This window comes from Flavobacterium plurextorum, from assembly GCF_002217395.1.
Classification (GTDB): domain Bacteria; phylum Bacteroidota; class Bacteroidia; order Flavobacteriales; family Flavobacteriaceae; genus Flavobacterium; species Flavobacterium plurextorum.
Map to the genome: position 1 here is coordinate 69,237 of NZ_MUHD01000021.1, position 17,745 is coordinate 86,981.

General features: G+C 33.5%; 17 protein-coding genes. 13 read left to right on the forward strand and 4 right to left on the reverse strand.

Annotated elements, in window-relative coordinates; genetic code table 11:
• The first annotated feature begins 126 nt into the window (after positions 1-126).
• On the forward strand, positions 127-2,196 hold the full coding sequence (gene dnaG, locus B0A81_RS11875) for a DNA primase (protein ID WP_089058238.1): 2,070 nt from the start codon (positions 127-129) through the stop codon (positions 2,194-2,196).
• Positions 2,197-2,282: 86 nt separating this feature from the next.
• Here the strand turns inward: dnaG and B0A81_RS11880 are convergent, their stop codons facing one another.
• Together B0A81_RS11880 and nadE are read right to left on the reverse strand one after the other, a co-directional pair.
• Positions 2,283-2,912, reverse strand: a complete 630-nt coding sequence (locus tag B0A81_RS11880; RefSeq protein ID WP_026730588.1) for a response regulator transcription factor — start codon at positions 2,910-2,912, stop codon at positions 2,283-2,285.
• A 92-nt stretch (positions 2,913-3,004) separates the two neighbouring features.
• Complete coding sequence (nadE, locus tag B0A81_RS11885; RefSeq protein WP_089058239.1) at positions 3,005-3,811, reverse strand: NAD(+) synthase; 807 nt, start codon at positions 3,809-3,811, stop codon at positions 3,005-3,007.
• 99 nt (positions 3,812-3,910) lie between these two features.
• Between nadE and gldB the strand changes: the two genes are divergently transcribed.
• The 3 genes from gldB (at position 3,911) to B0A81_RS11900 (ending at position 6,120) form a co-directional block, all read left to right on the forward strand.
• Positions 3,911-4,867, forward strand: coding sequence for a gliding motility lipoprotein GldB (gene gldB, locus B0A81_RS11890; RefSeq protein WP_089058240.1), 957 nt, complete (start codon positions 3,911-3,913; stop codon positions 4,865-4,867).
• Complete coding sequence (gene gldC, locus B0A81_RS11895; RefSeq protein WP_164973718.1) at positions 4,867-5,202, forward strand: gliding motility protein GldC; 336 nt, start codon at positions 4,867-4,869, stop codon at positions 5,200-5,202. The genes gldB and gldC overlap by 1 nt, the downstream gene beginning before the upstream one ends.
• A 513-nt stretch (positions 5,203-5,715) precedes the next feature.
• Positions 5,716-6,120, forward strand: coding sequence for a hypothetical protein (locus tag B0A81_RS11900; protein WP_089058241.1), 405 nt, complete (start codon positions 5,716-5,718; stop codon positions 6,118-6,120).
• 94 nt (positions 6,121-6,214) lie between these two features.
• Here the strand turns inward: B0A81_RS11900 and yihA are convergent, their stop codons facing one another.
• Positions 6,215-6,847, reverse strand: a complete 633-nt coding sequence (gene yihA / locus B0A81_RS11905; protein WP_089058242.1) for a ribosome biogenesis GTP-binding protein YihA/YsxC — start codon at positions 6,845-6,847, stop codon at positions 6,215-6,217.
• A gap of 41 nt (positions 6,848-6,888) precedes the next feature.
• The gene (locus tag B0A81_RS11910; RefSeq protein ID WP_089054921.1) at positions 6,889-7,653 is read right to left on the reverse strand and encodes an alpha/beta fold hydrolase; all 765 of its coding nucleotides are present in this window, start codon (positions 7,651-7,653) and stop codon (positions 6,889-6,891) included.
• 377 nt (positions 7,654-8,030) lie between these two features.
• Here B0A81_RS11910 and B0A81_RS11915 point away from each other — a divergent pair, with 377 nt between their 5' ends.
• The 9 genes from B0A81_RS11915 (at position 8,031) to B0A81_RS11955 (ending at position 17,736) form a co-directional block, all read left to right on the forward strand.
• Positions 8,031-8,504, forward strand: coding sequence for a division/cell wall cluster transcriptional repressor MraZ (locus tag B0A81_RS11915; protein WP_089058243.1), 474 nt, complete (start codon positions 8,031-8,033; stop codon positions 8,502-8,504).
• Entirely contained in the window at positions 8,479-9,387 is a 909-nt protein-coding gene (rsmH, locus tag B0A81_RS11920) for a 16S rRNA (cytosine(1402)-N(4))-methyltransferase RsmH (RefSeq protein ID WP_199170251.1), read from the forward strand. Before B0A81_RS11915 ends, rsmH begins: the two co-directional genes overlap by 26 nt.
• A gap of 16 nt (positions 9,388-9,403) precedes the next feature.
• Entirely contained in the window at positions 9,404-9,751 is a 348-nt protein-coding gene (locus B0A81_RS11925) for an FtsL-like putative cell division protein (RefSeq protein WP_089054919.1), read from the forward strand.
• Positions 9,742-11,748: a penicillin-binding protein gene (locus B0A81_RS11930; RefSeq protein ID WP_089058244.1), complete on the forward strand. Its 2,007-nt coding sequence runs from the start codon at positions 9,742-9,744 to the stop codon at positions 11,746-11,748. The genes B0A81_RS11925 and B0A81_RS11930 overlap by 10 nt, the downstream gene beginning before the upstream one ends.
• Positions 11,745-13,208 (forward strand): UDP-N-acetylmuramoyl-L-alanyl-D-glutamate--2,6-diaminopimelate ligase, encoded by a 1,464-nt coding sequence (locus tag B0A81_RS11935; RefSeq protein WP_089058245.1) that lies wholly within the window; start codon positions 11,745-11,747, stop codon positions 13,206-13,208. Before B0A81_RS11930 ends, B0A81_RS11935 begins: the two co-directional genes overlap by 4 nt.
• Positions 13,209-13,307: 99 nt before the next feature.
• Positions 13,308-14,540: a phospho-N-acetylmuramoyl-pentapeptide-transferase gene (gene mraY / locus B0A81_RS11940; RefSeq protein ID WP_089058246.1), complete on the forward strand. Its 1,233-nt coding sequence runs from the start codon at positions 13,308-13,310 to the stop codon at positions 14,538-14,540.
• Positions 14,541-14,593: 53 nt separating this feature from the next.
• Positions 14,594-14,944 carry a four helix bundle protein gene (locus tag B0A81_RS11945; protein WP_089058247.1) on the forward strand — a complete coding sequence of 117 codons (351 nt, stop codon included), beginning with the start codon at positions 14,594-14,596 and terminating at the stop codon, positions 14,942-14,944.
• 66 nt (positions 14,945-15,010) lie between these two features.
• On the forward strand, positions 15,011-16,342 hold the full coding sequence (gene murD, locus B0A81_RS11950; RefSeq protein WP_089058248.1) for a UDP-N-acetylmuramoyl-L-alanine--D-glutamate ligase: 1,332 nt from the start codon (positions 15,011-15,013) through the stop codon (positions 16,340-16,342).
• 77 nt (positions 16,343-16,419) lie between these two features.
• Positions 16,420-17,736 (forward strand): FtsW/RodA/SpoVE family cell cycle protein, encoded by a 1,317-nt coding sequence (locus B0A81_RS11955; protein WP_089058249.1) that lies wholly within the window; start codon positions 16,420-16,422, stop codon positions 17,734-17,736.
• The last annotated feature ends 9 nt before the right edge of the window (positions 17,737-17,745 follow it).

Below are 17,745 nucleotides of genomic sequence, written 5' to 3' on the forward strand. Positions count from 1 at the left end.
GAAATTGAGTTTAGTTAAGAAGAGAAGCGTTTCGAGAGAAACGCTTTTTTTTGCTCAAAAATTCTAAAAATTGAAGTAGGATTTATGTACTTTTACAAGCTCTCATTTTTAAAAATAATTTAAGTTTTGATTTCACAAAATACAATAGATACTGTTTTTGAAACTGCTCGTGTTGAGGAGGTTATTGGTGATTTTGTCAATTTAAAACGTGCAGGAAGTAATTTCAAAGGTCTGAGTCCTTTCTCAGATGAACGTTCTCCATCGTTTATGGTGTCGCCTGCAAAAGGAATCTGGAAAGATTTTAGTACAGGAAAAGGAGGGAATTCTGTAAAATTCCTAATGGAACATTCTCAGTTTACTTATCCGGAAGCCATTCGTTATTTAGCCAGAAAATATAATATTGAGATCGAAGAAACCGAACAAACAGATGCTGAAAAAGCAATGACTGATGTTCGTGAAAGTATGTATTTGGTTTCGGAATTTGCTGCTAAATATTTTCAGGATGTTTTAATAAATTCTGAAGAAGGAAAAGCAATAGGTCTTTCGTATTTTAAAGAAAGAGGTTTTACAAATGAAACCATTAAGAAATTCGATTTAGGATATTCTCCAGAAACTTGGGATGCTTTGACTAAAGAAGCATTAGGAAAAGGATATAAAATGGAATTCTTAGAAAGTACAGGATTAACCATTGCGAGAGAAGATCGCCCTTTTGACCGATTCAAAGGACGTGTAATGTTTCCAATTCAAAGTATGTCGGGCCGAGTTTTAGGTTTTGGAGGACGTATTTTGACGAATGATAAAAAAGCAGCAAAATATCTAAATTCACCAGAAAGTGATATTTACCATAAAAGTAAAGTGCTTTATGGAATTTATCACGCCAAGCAATCTATTGCCAAACAAAACAACTGTTATTTAGTTGAAGGTTATACAGATGTTATTCAGTTTAGTCAAGCCGGAATTGAGAATGTTGTGGCTTCGTCTGGAACTGCTTTAACGCCAGATCAGATTCGTTTGATTAATCGTCTGACTCGAAATATTACGGTACTTTTTGATGGTGATGCTGCTGGTTTACGTGCGTCTATTCGAGGAATCGATTTGATTCTGGAAGAAGGTATGAACGTAAGAGTTTGTTCTTTTCCTGATGGAGAAGATCCGGATAGTTTTGCTCGAAAAAATTCGCATGATGATTTAGTTGCTTATTTAGAAAACAATAGTAAAGATTTCATACAGTTTAAAGCTTCGATTTTGATGAATGAAGCTAAAAACGACCCAATTAAAAAAGCCGATTTGATTCGGGATATGGTTACCAGTATTTCTAAAATACCAGATCGTATTCAGCGTGAAGTTTATGTTCAGGAATGTGCCAGAATTATGGAGATTTCTGAGCAGGTTTTGGTAAGTACTTTGGCGCAGTTGATTCAAAAAGATCTTGCAGAAGTCGCTAAAAAGCAAAAACAGGAACAAAAACCTTTTGAAGTTTTTAGAAACCAAGCTCCAAAGAATACTGGGTTTTCAGGGGGAGATCCAGAAGATCCAAGAACAGGGCCGCCAGATGATTATTATCCGGGCGAACCTGGATATCCTCAAGAGCAGGCAGAAAAGGTTAATATTCTAGATGGTTTTGAACGGAAAATTATTGAAATATTATTGCTCTACGGAAGTGTTTTAGAAGATTTTGAAGATGTATTTCTAAAAGCAGATGAAGAAGGAGTTGTTAAAGAAGTCAGCGAAAAACGAAAATATAAAGTATACGAAAAAATCTATTTAAGTCTGCAAGAAGATGAGGTAGAACTTTCAAATGTATTGTTTCAAAATATTTTTTCGGGATTAATTGATTTTTACAATCAAAATGAGACTTTTAGTTTAGATAAATATTTGATGCATTTACAGCCTGAATTTGCTCAGGAAGTAACCAATATTTTAATGGAAGACGAAAGATTAACTATCCATAACTGGGAAGGCCAAAATATTTTTCCGAAACAAAAAAATGAGACAATTGAGCAAAATGTTTCTGATACAATATTTTCTATGCGCTGGTATTTGGTTTCAAAGATCATTCACGATTTAAAAAACTCACTGCTGACAGATCCGCAAGATGATAATTCAGAATTGTTGTCTATGGTTATAGATTATTCTAAATTATTAAATAATTTTTCTCGAAAATTAGGAAGAGTAGTAGTTCCTTATCATCAATAAAAATCAAAAAGCTCTATAATGTTAAACAGTATAGAGCTTTTTTTTAGGTTTATGATTTTACCAAAGTAAAATCAGATGCCTTTAAATTAAATAATTTCTAAAGTCTTAGCTTTGTTTACTAAGTCAACTAAATTAGTAACATTCAATTTTGTCAATAATCTTAATTTGTAAGTACTGATCGTTTTTTCGTTCAGATTTAAGATTTTAGAGATTTCATTGTTTTTCTTACCATCACTTAAGTAACGTAAAACCTCGATTTCACGATTAGAAAGTTTTCTGTACAAACGCTCGCTTTTGCTTTGTTTAGCAATAAGTGCCATGTTTTTACGTACAGTTTCGTTGATAATAATTTTTCCTTCGTGTACTTTAATAATAGAAAGACCTAAAGTTTCAAGTTTTTCTGTTTTGTGTACATACCCAGATACTCCAGCTTTAATAGCGTTTGGAGCATACATTTGCTCAGCTAAGTCACTGAAAATTACAATTTTTGTTTTTGGGAAATTTTTCAAGATTGACTTTACTTCGAAGATGCTAGAAAGACCTTCTAACTCTAAATCTAGAATTAAAATGTCAATTTCCTTCGTCTGAAGGATATCTCTAACCATTGAAAAATTGCCTACATTGGCAACAATTGAAATTTGATCGTGGTCTTTAAAATAAGACTTAACGCCAAAGTGAGTCACAGGATGATTGTCTGCAAGACATACTTTAATCATAATTTTTACCTTTTTTAGAATTGTTCATGTTTTTGGAACTGTAAAATTAATAAATAAATTCTGTAATTAATTGCAGATGAATGTTAAAAGTTTTATTTTAACGTTTTTGGTATCAAACAAACGGGTATTGCATCCATTTTGTGCTTGTTGCTGGTGTTTAATCTTTTATAAATTTCAAAGACAGATTTTTCTCTCCCGGTAAAGTCATCCGCCGTATTTCCTGACTCCGAGGCTAACATTGCCCATTCAAGTTCGTCATAACTAGCTCCCAATTGATCTTCATCGGTTCTATTATCCCCAAAAAGACCATCTGTTGGCGCTGCCGTTAAAATAGATTCGGGAATTGTTAAAAATTTTCCTAAAGCATATACATCCGATTTCATTAAATCGGCAATTGGACTCAAATCTACGCCTCCGTCACCATATTTTGTGTAAAATCCTACGCCAAAATCTTCTACTTTGTTTCCAGTTCCTGCAACCAGTAATCCATGAATTCCGGCTAAATAATATAAAGAAGTCATTCGTAAACGAGCGCGTGTATTGGCAAAGGATAAATTTACTTTTGCTTGATCATCAGTTTCTGGTACTGCGGCTTTAAAAGCTTCAAAAACAGCTGTTAAATCAGTTTCTACACTCGAAACATTTGCAAAACGTTTTTTTAATTGTTTAATATGTTCTCTCCCTCTAGAAACTTGGCTTTCGGCTTGGTGAATTGGCATTTCGACACATAAAACTTGTAAACCAGTTTGTGCACACAATGTAGAAGTAACAGCAGAGTCGACTCCGCCCGAAATTCCAATTACAAAACCATTTACTTTTGCATTGTCAGCATAATTTTTTAACCATTCTACAATATGTTTGTTTACTTTTTCTGTTTGAATAGTGCTTTTTTTAGCCATAATAGTTTAAGTTTTAAGATACAGGGATGTATATTTGCACAAATATTTTTGAGTAAGCGATTATTTAAATTTATGCAACACAAATCTAATTAAAATAAAATGAAAATATATCGCTTTGCAGTGGTTCTGTGCGTGTTTTTTTTGTCTTGCAGCCAGAAAACAAAGGTTGAAAAAGAAGTCGAAGAAATTCCAATTGATATTAAAGTAGAACGTTTTGATAAAGTGTTTTTTGAAACAAAACCAGAGGATCTGGAAAAAGTAAAAAAACAGTTTCCTTTCTTTTTTCCAGCTGGTAATGATGATTCAGTTTGGTTAAAGAAAATGCAGGAACCAATTTGGCGTGAGGTTTATGAAGAAGTGCAAAAAAAATACGCCAATTTTGAGCCGGTTCGTCAGGAATTTAATTCGCTTTTTCAACATGTAAAGTATTATTTTCCTAAAACGAAAACACCGAAAGTAATTACTGTTATTGGAGAAATGGACTATAATGCTAAAGCAATCTATGCAGATAGTTTGGTTATTGTTGCGTTAGAATTGTATTTAGGAAAAGAGCATAAGTTCTATGAGTTTCCAAATTATTTAAAATACAACTTTGAGGAAAAACAAATTATGCCGGATGTTGTTTCGAGTTTTGCTTATAGAAACATTCCTGCATATCCAGATAAGAATTTAGTTTCTCAAATGATTTTTGAAGGGAAACAGTTGTATGCAAAAGATTTATTGCTGCCAGAATATACAGATGCTGAGAAAATTGGTTATTCGCCAGAACAAATTAAATGGTGTGAGGAAAATGAAGCCTATATGTGGCGTTATTTTTTAGAAAAAGAGATGTTGTACAGTGCAGATCCTAAATTAACAACACGTTTTATTGCGCCGGCTCCGTTTTCAAAATTTTATTTAGAGATTGATAACGATTCTCCTGGAAGAGTGGGAGCGTGGATTGGCTGGCAGATAGTTCGTTCTTATATGAAAAATAATAATGTACAGCTGTCGGAATTATTAAAAGTGAATGCAAAAGAAATTTTTGAAAAGTCAAAATATAAACCTAAGAAATAATGTCAAATACAATAAACTCAGAGATTAAATTCAATATAGAATTAGATGAAAACCGCGTTCCAGAAAAATTAACATGGAGTGCACAAGACGGCGGAGTTAAGGCTGAAGAAGCAAAAGCGATAATGTTGTCTATTTGGGACAGTAAAGCTAAAGAAACAATGCGTATCGATTTGTGGACAAAAGATATGCCTGTTGATGAAATGAAAATTTTCTTCCATCAAACACTAGTAGCAATGGCGGATACTTTTAAACGTGCAACAGACGACGAAAAAATGTCAGACACGATGAAAGATTTCTGCGATTACTTTGCAGAAAAACTTGAGTTGACTAAGTAATAGAAAATCCAATCCCGAAGCTTCGGGATAAATCCCAAGTTTCAATTGTACAAATTGAAATTTGGGATTTTTTCGTTTCAGCTTTATCTGTAATTAAGAATTATGGATGAGAATTGTGCGTTTTTTGATGTTTTGTAAATTCTGATTGTAAAATAAATTTCGGCCAGATTTTATAGAGTATTTATTTTTTATGGATTACCTTGGTGAAGTAAAATTGATGATCAAAGAAAACTTAATTATATGTTATTTCCATTCCTTGTAAGTCTTGTAGGATTGTTCTTTTTGCTGATAAACAGTATTTGTTTTTATGTGAAGAGAAAAAATAAAGACACTCTGTATTTGATAATTATGGTTTATTTGGGGTGTTTATTTGTGCAGGAATTGTGCTGTAATATTATTGGGTTTTATCATCCAGGATCGAATTTCTTTCTTTCGCATTATTATTTTATTTTTCAGTTTATAGCTTTAAGTATATTTTTTCATCGGCTGCTTTCAAATATTGCTTTAAAGAGAATGATTCTTTTCTTTCTTATTACAGTATTGGTTTTACTGTCGATACAGTATTATAGAACACCAGAGCTTTATTGGGAATTCAATTTGTTTGAAATTGGTGTTACCTCAGGATTATTGATTTTGTATGCATTTATCTTTTTGATACAGAATTTTAAAACTGATATGTCTGATTATTTTTATTTCTGTAATGGGTTGATTCTTTATTTAATCTGCAGTTTAAGTATTTTTTTGAGCGGTAATACAGATTCAGTAATTTTTACTGAGCCATTTGTGCTCGATTTTTGGTTTTTTAATTCATTGTTTTATATCATATATCAATTTTTAATATTTAAAGAATGGAAAGCTTTAAATAATAAAGTAGTAATTCAAGAATCAGATTATGATGCTTTTGATTATAATGAATAGTAATGAAATTAGAATTAACAGCCAATGAAAAATCCCAAACTCCAGTTGTAAAACTTGGAATTTGGGATTTTTTATATTTAGTATCTCGGTATTTTTAGTTAGAATTCAAAAAGTCGTTGTTGTTTTTAAAGACTTCTTGATTCACTTCGTCTATATAAGAAAGCAGTTCTTCTTTTCCTATTGATTCTGTAGATGAGGTTACGAAGTAATGCGGCATTTCGGCCCAGTTGTTCGCGTACATTTGTTTTTTGTATGCCGCAACATGTGAATCGATTTTTACTTTGCTGATTTTATCTGCTTTGGTAAAAATAATGCAAAACGGAATTTCGCTTTCACCCATGTACGACATAAATTCAATGTCGATTTTTTGTGCTTCATGGCGAATATCGATCAAAACAAAAGCACAGACTAATTGCTCTCTATTTTCAAAGTAATCAGTAATGAATTGTTGGAAAACAGATTTTGTTTTTTTGGAAACCTTAGCATATCCGTATCCAGGTAAATCGACTAAAAACCAGTTGTTGTTGATTTTAAAGTGATTTATTAATTGAGTTTTTCCTGGTCTTCCAGATGTTTTTGCTAAATTTTTATGATTGGTAATCATGTTGATCAAAGAGGATTTACCAACGTTTGATCGGCCTATAAAAGCGTATTCCGGCAGAAATTCGGCCGGGCATTTTGAAGCATCAGAATTACTGATAATAAATTCGGCGGTATTAATTTTCATGTTTTTTGTTTTAAAACCTTCTTAAATTCGAAAGTTAGATGCTATAAATTCTTTGCAACAAGCCATTCTTCAAGAATTTTGTTGAATTCTTGAGGATGTTCCATCATAGCAGCGTGTCCGCATTTGTCTATCCAATACAAAGTTGAATTAGGCAATAAGTTGTCAAATTCTTCAGCGACATTAGGTGGTGTTACAGCGTCATTTTTACCCCAGATAATGCAGGTTTCAACTGTCATTTTAGGTAAATCTTTGGCCATATTATGGCGAATTGCACTCTTAGCAATCGTTAATGTTTTTATTAATTTTATGCGGTCATTAACAGTTGCGTAAACTTCATCTATTAATTCTGGTGTCGCAATTTTTGGGTCATAAAATACATCTTCAGCTTTCTTTTTGATGTATTCGTAATCGCCTCTTTTTGGGTAACTGTCGCCCATGGCGCTTTCGTAAAGTCCAGAGCTTCCTGTGATTACGAGTCCGGCTACTTTTTCGGGATATAGTTTGGTGTGGTAAAGTGCAATATGTCCTCCAAGTGAATTTCCAAGTAAAATAACTTGATCAAAACCCTTGAAATTAATAAAATCTTTTACGTATTTGGCAAAGCTTTTTACGTTTGTTTTTAAAATACTCTGCGTGTATATTGGCAAATCTGGGATGACAACTTTGTATCCTTTCGTTGGAAAATATTCCGCTACAGCATCAAAGTTACTAAGGCCTCCCATTAACCCGTGTAAAATAACGATAGGAGTCCCCTCTCCAGCTTCATAATAGCTGTATTTGCCTTCTTTTTTGTAGTTTTTGTCCATCTAATCTAATGCCAATTTCATTTTGGACAAATATAGGGTTAAATAAATAAAAATGAATTTTTGCTGCCCTTTTTTAACTAGATTATTTCGTTAGAATTAGTAAGTGATTATAAATCAGGTTTTAGTGCTTGATTTCCGGAAAAATGAGTTGTTAAATAAATTGCAGAATGTTTACTTTTTTAAGAGAAATAAAGCGGATTTTTTGTAATTCTTAAATGAAAATATTTCTAAACTGATTTTTGTCTAACGTATTGATTGTTCATGATTTAGGTGAGGTGGTAGTAAAGTGGTTAAACTTATTAACAAAGTGGTATATAGTGGTAATATGTGGTATTTTTTTTTATATTTTTGCTGTGTAACATATTAGTACGTTTTTCTTGAATACAATTGTTGGAACATATGAGTGTAAAGTCGATGCAAAAGGGAGGTTAATGATACCTGCGCCTTTAAAAAAGCAATTGGCTTCTTCTCTTCAGGACGGTTTTGTCTTGAAGCGTTCCGTTTTTCAGCAATGTTTAGAATTGTATCCAATGGAAGAGTGGGATCTAATGATGGCAAAAATTAATAAGCTGAATCGTTTTGTAAAAAAGAATAATGATTTCATTCGCAGATTTACTGCCGGCGTTAAAGTGGTAGATATTGATGCATTAGGGAGATTATTAGTGCCAAAAGATTTAGTGACGTTTTCAGGTATTTCTAAAGATGTTGTTTTTTCATCTGCGGTTAATATTGTGGAAATTTGGGATAAAGATTTATACGAAAAATCAATAAGCGGCGAAGATATGGATTTTGCAGATTTAGCCGAGGAAGTAATGGGAAATATTAATGACGACGACAATGGAATATCATAATCCAGTTTTACTTCATCCAACAGTTGATGGTTTAAATATTAAGCCAGACGGCATTTATGTAGATGTAACGTTTGGAGGCGGCGGTCATTCAAAAGAAATTTTGAAAAGATTGGGGCCAAACGGAAAATTATTTGCTTTTGATCAGGATGAGGATGCGCTTGCAAATGCATTGCCAGACGAAAGGTTTACCTTGATTAATGAGAACTTTAGATTTATAAAAAGATTTCTTCGTTTTCATGGTGTTAAAGGAGTAGATGGAATCTTGGCAGATTTAGGAGTTTCATCGCATCAATTTGATGTTCCAGAGAGAGGTTTTTCAACCAGATTTGATGCCGAACTAGATATGCGGATGAGTCAAAAAAATGATTTAAATGCTTATCGAGTGGTTAACGAATATGAAGAACAGGATTTACGTCGTGTTTTTTTTGATTATGGGGAGTTGAAAAACGCGCCAGTTTTAGCAAGAACGATTGTTGAGGCGAGACAAGATTACCCAATCAAGACAACTGATGAATTAAAAGAGGTTCTTGCGAGGTATTTGCCGGAAAGAGTTAAGAATAAAATATTAGCTCAGATTTATCAAGCGATTCGTATTGAGGTAAATCAAGAAATGGATGTTTTGAAAGAGTTTATTGAGCAGTCTTTAGAAATTTTGAAACCAGGCGGGAGATTTTCAGTAATCTCATACCATTCATTAGAAGACAGGCTGGTAAAAAGATTCATCAAAAACGGAATGTTTGAAGGAGAACCAGAACGTGATTTTTACGGGAATTTTTCAGTACCGTTTAAAACTATCGGAAAATTGATTGTTCCTGATGATGCTGAAATTAAAATCAATAATAGAGCAAGAAGTGCGAAATTAAGGATTGCTGAAAAGATATAATATATATAGGTAGAAAATGAAGAGTGGAGTATTTGGAATATTAAAAGCAAGATTTCTGCTAAATGATGATGCGGTAAAGAATTGGCGATTCATTGTTTTTATAATTCTGCTGGCAATTTTGATGATTGCAAATACACAGCGTTATGAGCAAAAGGTTTTTGAAATTGCAAAATTAAATAACGAAGTAAAAGAACTAAGATCTGAATTTGTTGATCGACGTTCAGAATTGATGAAGTTAAAAATGGAGTCAACAATATCGGACAAGATGCTCGAAAAGCAAATTTTTCCATCGACAGTTCCTCCAGTCAAAATAGAAGTTAAAAAAGAAGAAGAAAAAAGTTTCTTTAAAAGAATATGGCAGTAGACGATAAACATATATCCTACAGAATTTACCTCGTAGCAGTTTTCATCTTTTTGATGGCAATTGCTATTGTTGTTAAATTAACCAATATTCAATGGGTTGAAGGAGATTATTACCGAAAATTAGCAAAACAGCGTACCGTTAGAAATTTTGTAATTCCGGCAAACAAAGGAAATATTTACTCTGCTGATGGAAGTTTATTAGCGACATCAATTCCGAATTATGAGATTCGTTTTGATGCTAAAGCTCCAAAAACAGAAACTTTTGAGAAGCATGTAAAAGCATTATCTGATTCTCTTGTAACGGTTTTAGGAAAATCTGGAAGTTATTTTGAGAAAGAATTACGAAAAGCCAGAGCAAATAAAAATCGTTATTATTTGATTGCTAGAAACTTAAGTTATACTGAATATGTAAAAATAAAAGGTTTTCCATTATTCAACTTAGGAGCTTTCAAAGGAGGGATTATTGTTGAGCAAGAAACAGTTAGGAAACATCCGATAGGAAAAATTGCCGAGAGAACAATTGGATACGATAGAATTGATCCAGCAACAGGAGTTGAAGTTGGAAAAGGAATTGAGTGGGCTTTTAAGAATTATTTGAACGGAAAAGACGGGAAAATCTTAAAGCAAAAAATCGCAAAAGGACAATGGAAGCCAATTCGTGATTTGAACGAAGTTGATCCTATTGATGGTTATGATGTTATTTCGACAATCGACGTTTTTATTCAGGATATTGCACACCATGCTTTATTAAAACAATTAGAAGACTACGAAGCAGATCATGGTTGTGTAGTGGTAATGGAAACAGAAACGGGACATGTGAAAGCAATTTCGAACCTAGGAAGAGCTGAAGATGGATCGTATTATGAAACTACAAATTACGCAATTGCAGAATCTCATGAGCCTGGTTCTACTTTTAAGCTAGTAGATTTAATGGCTGTTTTAGAAGATAAAGTGGCTGATACAAGTACAGTTTATGACAGTCGAGGTGGTGAAATTAGATATTACGGACGTGCTGTTCGTGATTCACATAAAGGCGGTTATGGAAAAGTTACATTAGCAAGAGGATTCGAGCTTTCTTCAAATACTGTAATGGTACAGGCAGTTTATGAGAATTACAAAAATAACCCCTCTAAGTTTGTAAATCATATTAATAGTTATGGGTTAAACAAGACATTAGGGTTGCATTTTCAAGGAGAAGGAAGACCGTATATTCCGCAGCCTGGAGATAAACATTGGTCAGGAACTACGCTTCCGTGGATGGCCTTTGGGTATAATGTTTCGGTTACGCCAATGCAGACTTTAGCCTTGTATAATGCCGTTGCAAATAATGGTGTAATGGTAAAACCACAATTTGTATCGGAAATTAAGGAATGGAATAAAACAATTAAAAAGTTTGATACAGAAGTAATTAATCCGAAGGTTTGTTCGCCAGAGACGCTTAAAAAAGTGAAAGCAGTTTTAGCGAATGTGGTAAAAAAAGGAACGGGTTCTAAATTGTATTCAAAAGATTTTTCGATGGCAGGAAAAACAGGAACTGCTATGGTGAATTATGGTAATGCAGGAAGAGAAGGAATGTATTATGCGTCCTCTTTCGTTGGATATTTTCCAGCAGATCATCCAAAATATTCGTGTATTGTAGTGGTTCATAAACCAAATACATCTAGAAATAATTATTACGGTGCAGACGTTGCAGGACCGGTTTTTAAAAGAATCGCTCAAAAAATATTTACAGACGCACCATCCACAAATAAAATTAAACAGCTTGATTCTAAAATTGCGAAGCAGGAAAGCAGTTACGATAAATATGATGTAGAATCTAATAAAAAATCGAAACAAATTCCTGATTTAAAAGGAATGCCGGGAATGGATGCAATTGCTTTACTTGAGAACTTAGGTTTAAAAGTGAAAGTAACAGGAGTAGGAAAAGTTAAGAATCAATCGATTCAAGCGGGACAAAATATTAGTAGAAACTCAATTATAGTATTAGAATTATCGTGAAAATACTAAAAGACATATTATACAAAGCGGCGATTGAATCTGTTATAGGTTCAACAGAAACAGCTATTCATAAAATTGAATTTGATTCGCGTAAAGTTGAAGCAAACGATGTTTTTGTGGCAATACGAGGAACACTTTCAGATGGCCATGATTATATTAATAAAGCTATTGAGTTAGGTGCTGCAGCAGTTATTTGTGATACACTCCCTGAGACAATTCAAAAAGGAATTACGTATGTTCAGGTAAAAGACACCAATACGGCTTTAGCTTTTATGGCGGCGAATTATTTCGAAGATCCGTCAGCAAAATTAAAATTGGTTGGAGTAACGGGAACAAATGGTAAAACTACAATTGCCTCATTATTGTTTCAGTTGTTTCAAAAAGCAGGTTTTAAAGTTGGTTTATTGTCAACTGTAAAAATCATGGTGGATGAAACTGAGTATCCTGCAACGCATACAACGCCAGATTCAATTACAATCAATCATTATTTAAATGAGATGATTGAAGCTGGAGTAACGCATTGCTTTATGGAAGTAAGTTCACACGGAATTCATCAAAAACGTACAGAAGCATTGCATTTTGTAGGTGGAATTTTTACGAATCTTTCACACGACCATTTAGATTATCATCCAACTTTTGCTGAATACAGAGATGTGAAAAAATCATTTTTTGATTCTCTGCCAAAAACAGCTTTCGCTTTATCGAATATCGATGATAAAAATGGAACTGTAATGCTGCAAAATACGGTTGCAAGAAAATTTACGTATGCTTTAAAAACATATGCAGATTTTAAAGCGACAATATTAGAAAGTCAATTATCAGGTTTATTGTTAAAAGTAAATGACAATGAAGTTTGGGTAAAACTAATTGGAACTTTTAATGCATACAATGTTTTAGCTATTTACGGGACTGCTGTAGAATTGGGTATGGATAGTCTTGAAGCGTTGCGCTTATTGTCTGATTTAGAAAGTGTTTCAGGTCGTTTTCAATATATTGTTACAGATTCTAAAATCACAGCAATTGTCGATTATGCACACACACCTGATGCTTTAGAAAATGTTCTAAAAACAATTGAAGACATCCGTACTAAAAACGAGCAATTGATTACAGTTGTGGGCTGCGGCGGAAATAGAGATAAGACAAAAAGACCAATTATGGCAAAAATTGCAACAGATCTTAGTGACAAAGCAATTTTAACCTCAGATAATCCTAGAAACGAAGATCCTGAAGTGATCTTGGATGAAATGGAAAAAGGAGTGGAAGCGCATAATTACAAAAAAATACTAAGAATTACTGATAGAAAACAAGCAATAAAAACGGCTTGTCAATTGGCTCAGCCCAATGATATTATCCTAATTGCAGGAAAAGGTCATGAAACTTATCAGGAAATAAACGGAGTTCGTCATCATTTTGATGATATGGAAACTGTAAAAGAAATTTTAGATCAACTAGCAAAGTAAAGTTTAAACGGTTAATTGGTTATTCGTTTAATGGAGTAATTATTAAATGAGCAATTAACGAATCAACAAACCAACGATTAAACAAATAAACCACGATATATGTTATATTATTTATTTGAATATTTTGACAAAACACTGGATTGGCCAGGAACAGGAGTTTTTCAGTACATCACTTTTAGATCAGCTTTGGCTTTTATGCTTTCGCTGCTTTTATCAACGATTTACGGAAAGAGAATTATTAACTTCTTGCGTAACCAGCAAGTAGGAGAAACGGTTCGTGAGCTTGGTCTTGCTGGACAAAATGAAAAAGCAGGAACGCCTACAATGGGAGGTTTGATTATCATTTTTGCAACCTTAGTTCCGGTTTTGTTATTTGCAAGACTGCACAACATTTACATTGTATTGCTTATTGTAACTACATTGTGGATGGGTACAATTGGTTTTGTTGACGATTATATCAAAATATTTAAAAAAGATAAACAAGGGCTTAAAGGTATTTTCAAAGTTATCGGACAAGTTGGTCTCGGTATTATAGTAGGTGCGGTTCTTTATTTTAACCCAGCGGTTACCGTTAGAACGGATACTGGAAGAGCAGATATCTTTAAGGTAAATGCAAGCACCGCTGTGGTATTACCAGCTCCTGCTGAAGAAAAATCTACTGCAACAACAATTCCGTTTGTAAAAAATAATGAATTTGATTACGCTGAAGTTTTATCATTTTTAGGAGATGGATATGAAAAATGGGCTTGGTTAGTATTTATCCCTGTAGTAATTTTTATTATCACGGCAGTTTCTAATGGAGCTAATTTAACAGATGGAATAGATGGTCTTGCGGCCGGAACCTCGGCGATCTCAGTCCTCGCACTCGGAATTTTTACGTTCGTTTCAGGTAATATTATTTTCTCCAATTATTTGAATATAATGTATATACCCAACTCGGGAGAAATGACCGTCTTTATCTCTGCTTTTGTTGGGGCACTGATTGGTTTTCTGTGGTACAACTCCTATCCGGCATCTGTTTTTATGGGAGACACTGGAAGTTTAACTATTGGAGGGATCATTGCAGTTTTAGCAATTGCAGTTCGTAAAGAAATATTAATCGTTTTGTTCTGTGGAATTTTCCTAGCAGAAAGTGCTTCGGTAATTATTCAGGTAGCTTATTTTAAATATACAAAAAGACGTTTTGGAGAAGGTCGAAGAATTTTCCTGATGTCGCCATTGCATCATCACTATCAGAAAAAAGGATACCACGAAAGTAAAATCGTTACAAGATTCTGGATTGTTGCAATTATGTTAGCCATATTATCAATCATTACGTTGAAACTTCGATAAAGTTCAATTAAAAATTGAGAATTAAAAATTGAAAAAATACACGTTCTTATAATATGAAGGAAAATGTTATTCAAGATAAATCATTTGATTTCGCAGTTAGAATTGTCAATTTGTACAAGTACTTGACTGAGAATAAAAAAGAATATGTTTTGAGTAAGCAAGTCTTAAGATCTGGTACTTCAATAGGAGCAAATATTGAAGAATCGATTGGAGGGCGTTCTGATAAAGAGTTTTTGTTTAAGCTTGAAATTTCATATAAAGAAGCAAGAGAAACTATTTATTGGCTGAAATTATTAAAAGCAACAGATTATATTTCTGTAAATGAATTTGACAGTATTCATTTTGAGGCAAATGAGATTTGCAGAATATTAGCGAAAATAATACTAACCTTAAAAGGAAAATAGAGGGTGATTGAAAGTCAGATTAAGTGATTTTTAATTTTTAATTCTCAATTTTTAATTGTAAAAACTATGAGATTAGTTGTACTAGGAGGAGGAGAAAGCGGAGTTGGAACTGCTATCCTCGGGAAGAAAAAAGGTTACGATGTTTTTGTATCTGATTTCGGAAAGATAAAAGAGAGTTATAAAGAAGTTCTTATCATAAATAAAATTCCTTGGGAAGAAGAACAGCACACTGAAGATTTGATTCTGAATGCTGATGTGGTAATGAAAAGCCCTGGAATTCCTGAGAAATCTCCGATAGTAAAAAAGCTGATCGCAGCAGGAATAAAAGTGATTTCGGAAATTGAATTTGCATTTCCATTTACAGAAGCAATGACAGTGGGAATCACGGGAAGTAATGGTAAAACAACAACGACAATGTTGACTTATCATTTACTAAAATCGGCTGGACTCAATGTAGGTTTGGGAGGGAATATAGGAAAGAGTTTTGCCTGGCAGGTTGCCGAAAATAAATACGATGCATACGTTCTTGAATTAAGCAGTTTTCAGCTGGACGGTATTATAGATTACAGACCAGATATTGCTATAATTACAAATATAAGCCCGGATCATTTAGATCGATATGAATATAAATATGAAAATTATATCAATTCGAAGTTCCGAATAACAATGAACCAGACTGAAAGCGATTATCTCATTTACGATGCAGATGATGAAGCAAGTGTAGAATGGTTAAAAAACAACAAAACAAAAGCAAAATTAATTCCTTTTTCATTGACTCAGAAATTTGATGAAGGGGCTTCTATAAATAACAACAAAATGGAAATAAAGATCAACCAAGAAGAGTTTACAATGGAAACAGAACACATTGCGTTAGAAGGAAAACATAACATGAAAAACGCAATGGCAGCAAGCTCCGTAGCAAAATTGATGCAGATTAGAAATGCAACAATTCGCGAAAGTTTATCTAATTTTCAAGGTGTTGAGCACCGTTTAGAAAAAGTATTAAAAATTCAGAATGTACAATATATCAACGATTCAAAAGCAACAAATGTAAATGCTACTTTCTTTGCTTTAGACAGCATGAATGTTCCAACGGTTTGGATTGTCGGCGGCGTTGATAAAGGAAATGATTACAACGAATTAATGTCATTGGTTCGTGAGAAAGTAAAAGCAATTATTTGTTTAGGAATCGATAATCGTAAAATTATTGATGCTTTTGGAAACGTTGTTGATATTATGGTTGAAGTAAATAATATGAACGACGCTGTGAAAACAGCACAAAGATTAACAGAAAAAGGTGATGCTGTTTTGTTGTCTCCAGCTTGCGCAAGTTTCGATTTATTCGAAAATTACGAAGATCGTGGAAAGCAATTTAAACAAGCAGTGCACAACTTGTAGAAAATAGTTTAAAGTTTCAGTTCTGATAGCTATCGAAATTGAAACCTGAAACAAAAGAAACTTGAAACAAAACAACAATGAAGGAGTTAGTTAACAAACTAAAAGGAGATAGAGTAATATGGTCATTCGTGGCTCTGTTGGCGTTGTTTTCATTTATGCCGGTTTTTAGTGCGAGTAGTAATCTAGCATACATAGGTCATGGAACTGGGAATACATTAGGTTATTTGGTTAAGCATTTAGCACACGTTTGTATTGGTTTTTTGATTATTTACTGGGTTCATAGAGTGCCATACCATTATTTTAGAGCGATTTCTAAGGTTGCACTTCCAGTAGTTTGGTTATTATTATTATACACCTTGTTGAAAGGAACTGTAATTGCGGGAGCAAATGCAAGTCGTTGGATTCAGGTGCCGTTCATTGGAATTACATTTCAGACATCAACATTAGCTGCAAGTGTATTGTTTATTTATGTTGCTCGTTATTTGTCAAAAACCAAAGAAGAAAACGAACCGTTTCAAACCTCATTTATTCAGCTTTGGGTTCCGGTTTTTATCACTTTGGCACTTATATTACCAGCTAACTTTTCGACCACAGCGTTGATTTTTTCGATGGTTATGATGTTGACATTTATTGGTAAGTATCCATTAAAATATATTGGATTTATCATTGGTTCAGGAATTGCAATGCTGGCTTTTTTCCTTTTGGTGGCAAAAGCATTTCCGGATTCAAGATTCTTCAGCAGGGTATCAACTTGGGAAAGTCGTATTATGAACTTCACTACTGATAAACCAGATGAAGATGATTATCAAATTGAGAAAGCAAAAATTGCAATAGCATCAGGAAGATTAGGCGGGTTAGGACCTGGGAAAAGTGTTCAAAAGAACTTTTTGCCGCAATCATCTTCAGATTTTATTTATGCGATTGTAGTAGAAGAATATGGTTTGGTAGGAGGAGTTTCGATATTGGTTCTTTATTTATTGTTGTTATTCCGATTTGTGATTGCATCGCATAAAGCCAATACGTTATTCGGAAAATTAGTCGTCGTCGGTCTCGGATTCCCCATGATATTTCAAGCAATGATTAATATGGCGGTTGCAGTAGAATTATTACCCGTAACAGGACAGACGCTTCCGCTGATAAGTTCTGGAGGTAGTTCGATTTGGATGACTTGTTTTTCACTAGGAATTATTATAAGTGTAACCAAGAAAGACGAGGAGATTGCCGAAGAAATGGAGGAGAAAGAAAGACGAAAAGAAGCACTTCAAAGATTAATTGATAAAGAATTAGCCGAAGAAGATTTAGCTGTTGATGAAAAAGAAGCTTATGAAGATTCAGAAATGTATTCGATCGAGGATAGTTCAAGAAATCCAATGAATGCAGTTTTAAATAAATAGGATAAGATA

Bases quoted from the DNA above. Each gene is read 5' to 3' on its own strand.
- yihA (WP_089058242.1), bottom strand. From the start codon at position 6,847: ATGAAAATTAATACCGCCGAATTTATTATCAGTAATTCTGATGCTTCA.
- gldB (WP_089058240.1), top strand. From the start codon at position 3,911: ATGAAAATATATCGCTTTGCAGTGGTTCTGTGCGTGTTTTTTTTGTCT.
- B0A81_RS11900 (WP_089058241.1), top strand. From the start codon at position 5,716: ATGATTCTTTTCTTTCTTATTACAGTATTGGTTTTACTGTCGATACAG.
- B0A81_RS11930 (WP_089058244.1), top strand. From the start codon at position 9,742: ATGGCAGTAGACGATAAACATATATCCTACAGAATTTACCTCGTAGCA.
- rsmH (WP_199170251.1), top strand. From the start codon at position 8,479: ATGACGACGACAATGGAATATCATAATCCAGTTTTACTTCATCCAACA.
- murD (WP_089058248.1), top strand. From the start codon at position 15,011: ATGAGATTAGTTGTACTAGGAGGAGGAGAAAGCGGAGTTGGAACTGCT.
- B0A81_RS11955 (WP_089058249.1), top strand. From the start codon at position 16,420: ATGAAGGAGTTAGTTAACAAACTAAAAGGAGATAGAGTAATATGGTCA.
- nadE (WP_089058239.1), bottom strand. From the start codon at position 3,811: ATGGCTAAAAAAAGCACTATTCAAACAGAAAAAGTAAACAAACATATT.
- gldC (WP_164973718.1), top strand. From the start codon at position 4,867: ATGTCAAATACAATAAACTCAGAGATTAAATTCAATATAGAATTAGAT.
- B0A81_RS11880 (WP_026730588.1), bottom strand. From the start codon at position 2,912: ATGATTAAAGTATGTCTTGCAGACAATCATCCTGTGACTCACTTTGGC.
- B0A81_RS11925 (WP_089054919.1), top strand. From the start codon at position 9,404: ATGAAGAGTGGAGTATTTGGAATATTAAAAGCAAGATTTCTGCTAAAT.
- B0A81_RS11945 (WP_089058247.1), top strand. From the start codon at position 14,594: ATGAAGGAAAATGTTATTCAAGATAAATCATTTGATTTCGCAGTTAGA.
- B0A81_RS11910 (WP_089054921.1), bottom strand. From the start codon at position 7,653: ATGGACAAAAACTACAAAAAAGAAGGCAAATACAGCTATTATGAAGCT.
- mraY (WP_089058246.1), top strand. From the start codon at position 13,308: ATGTTATATTATTTATTTGAATATTTTGACAAAACACTGGATTGGCCA.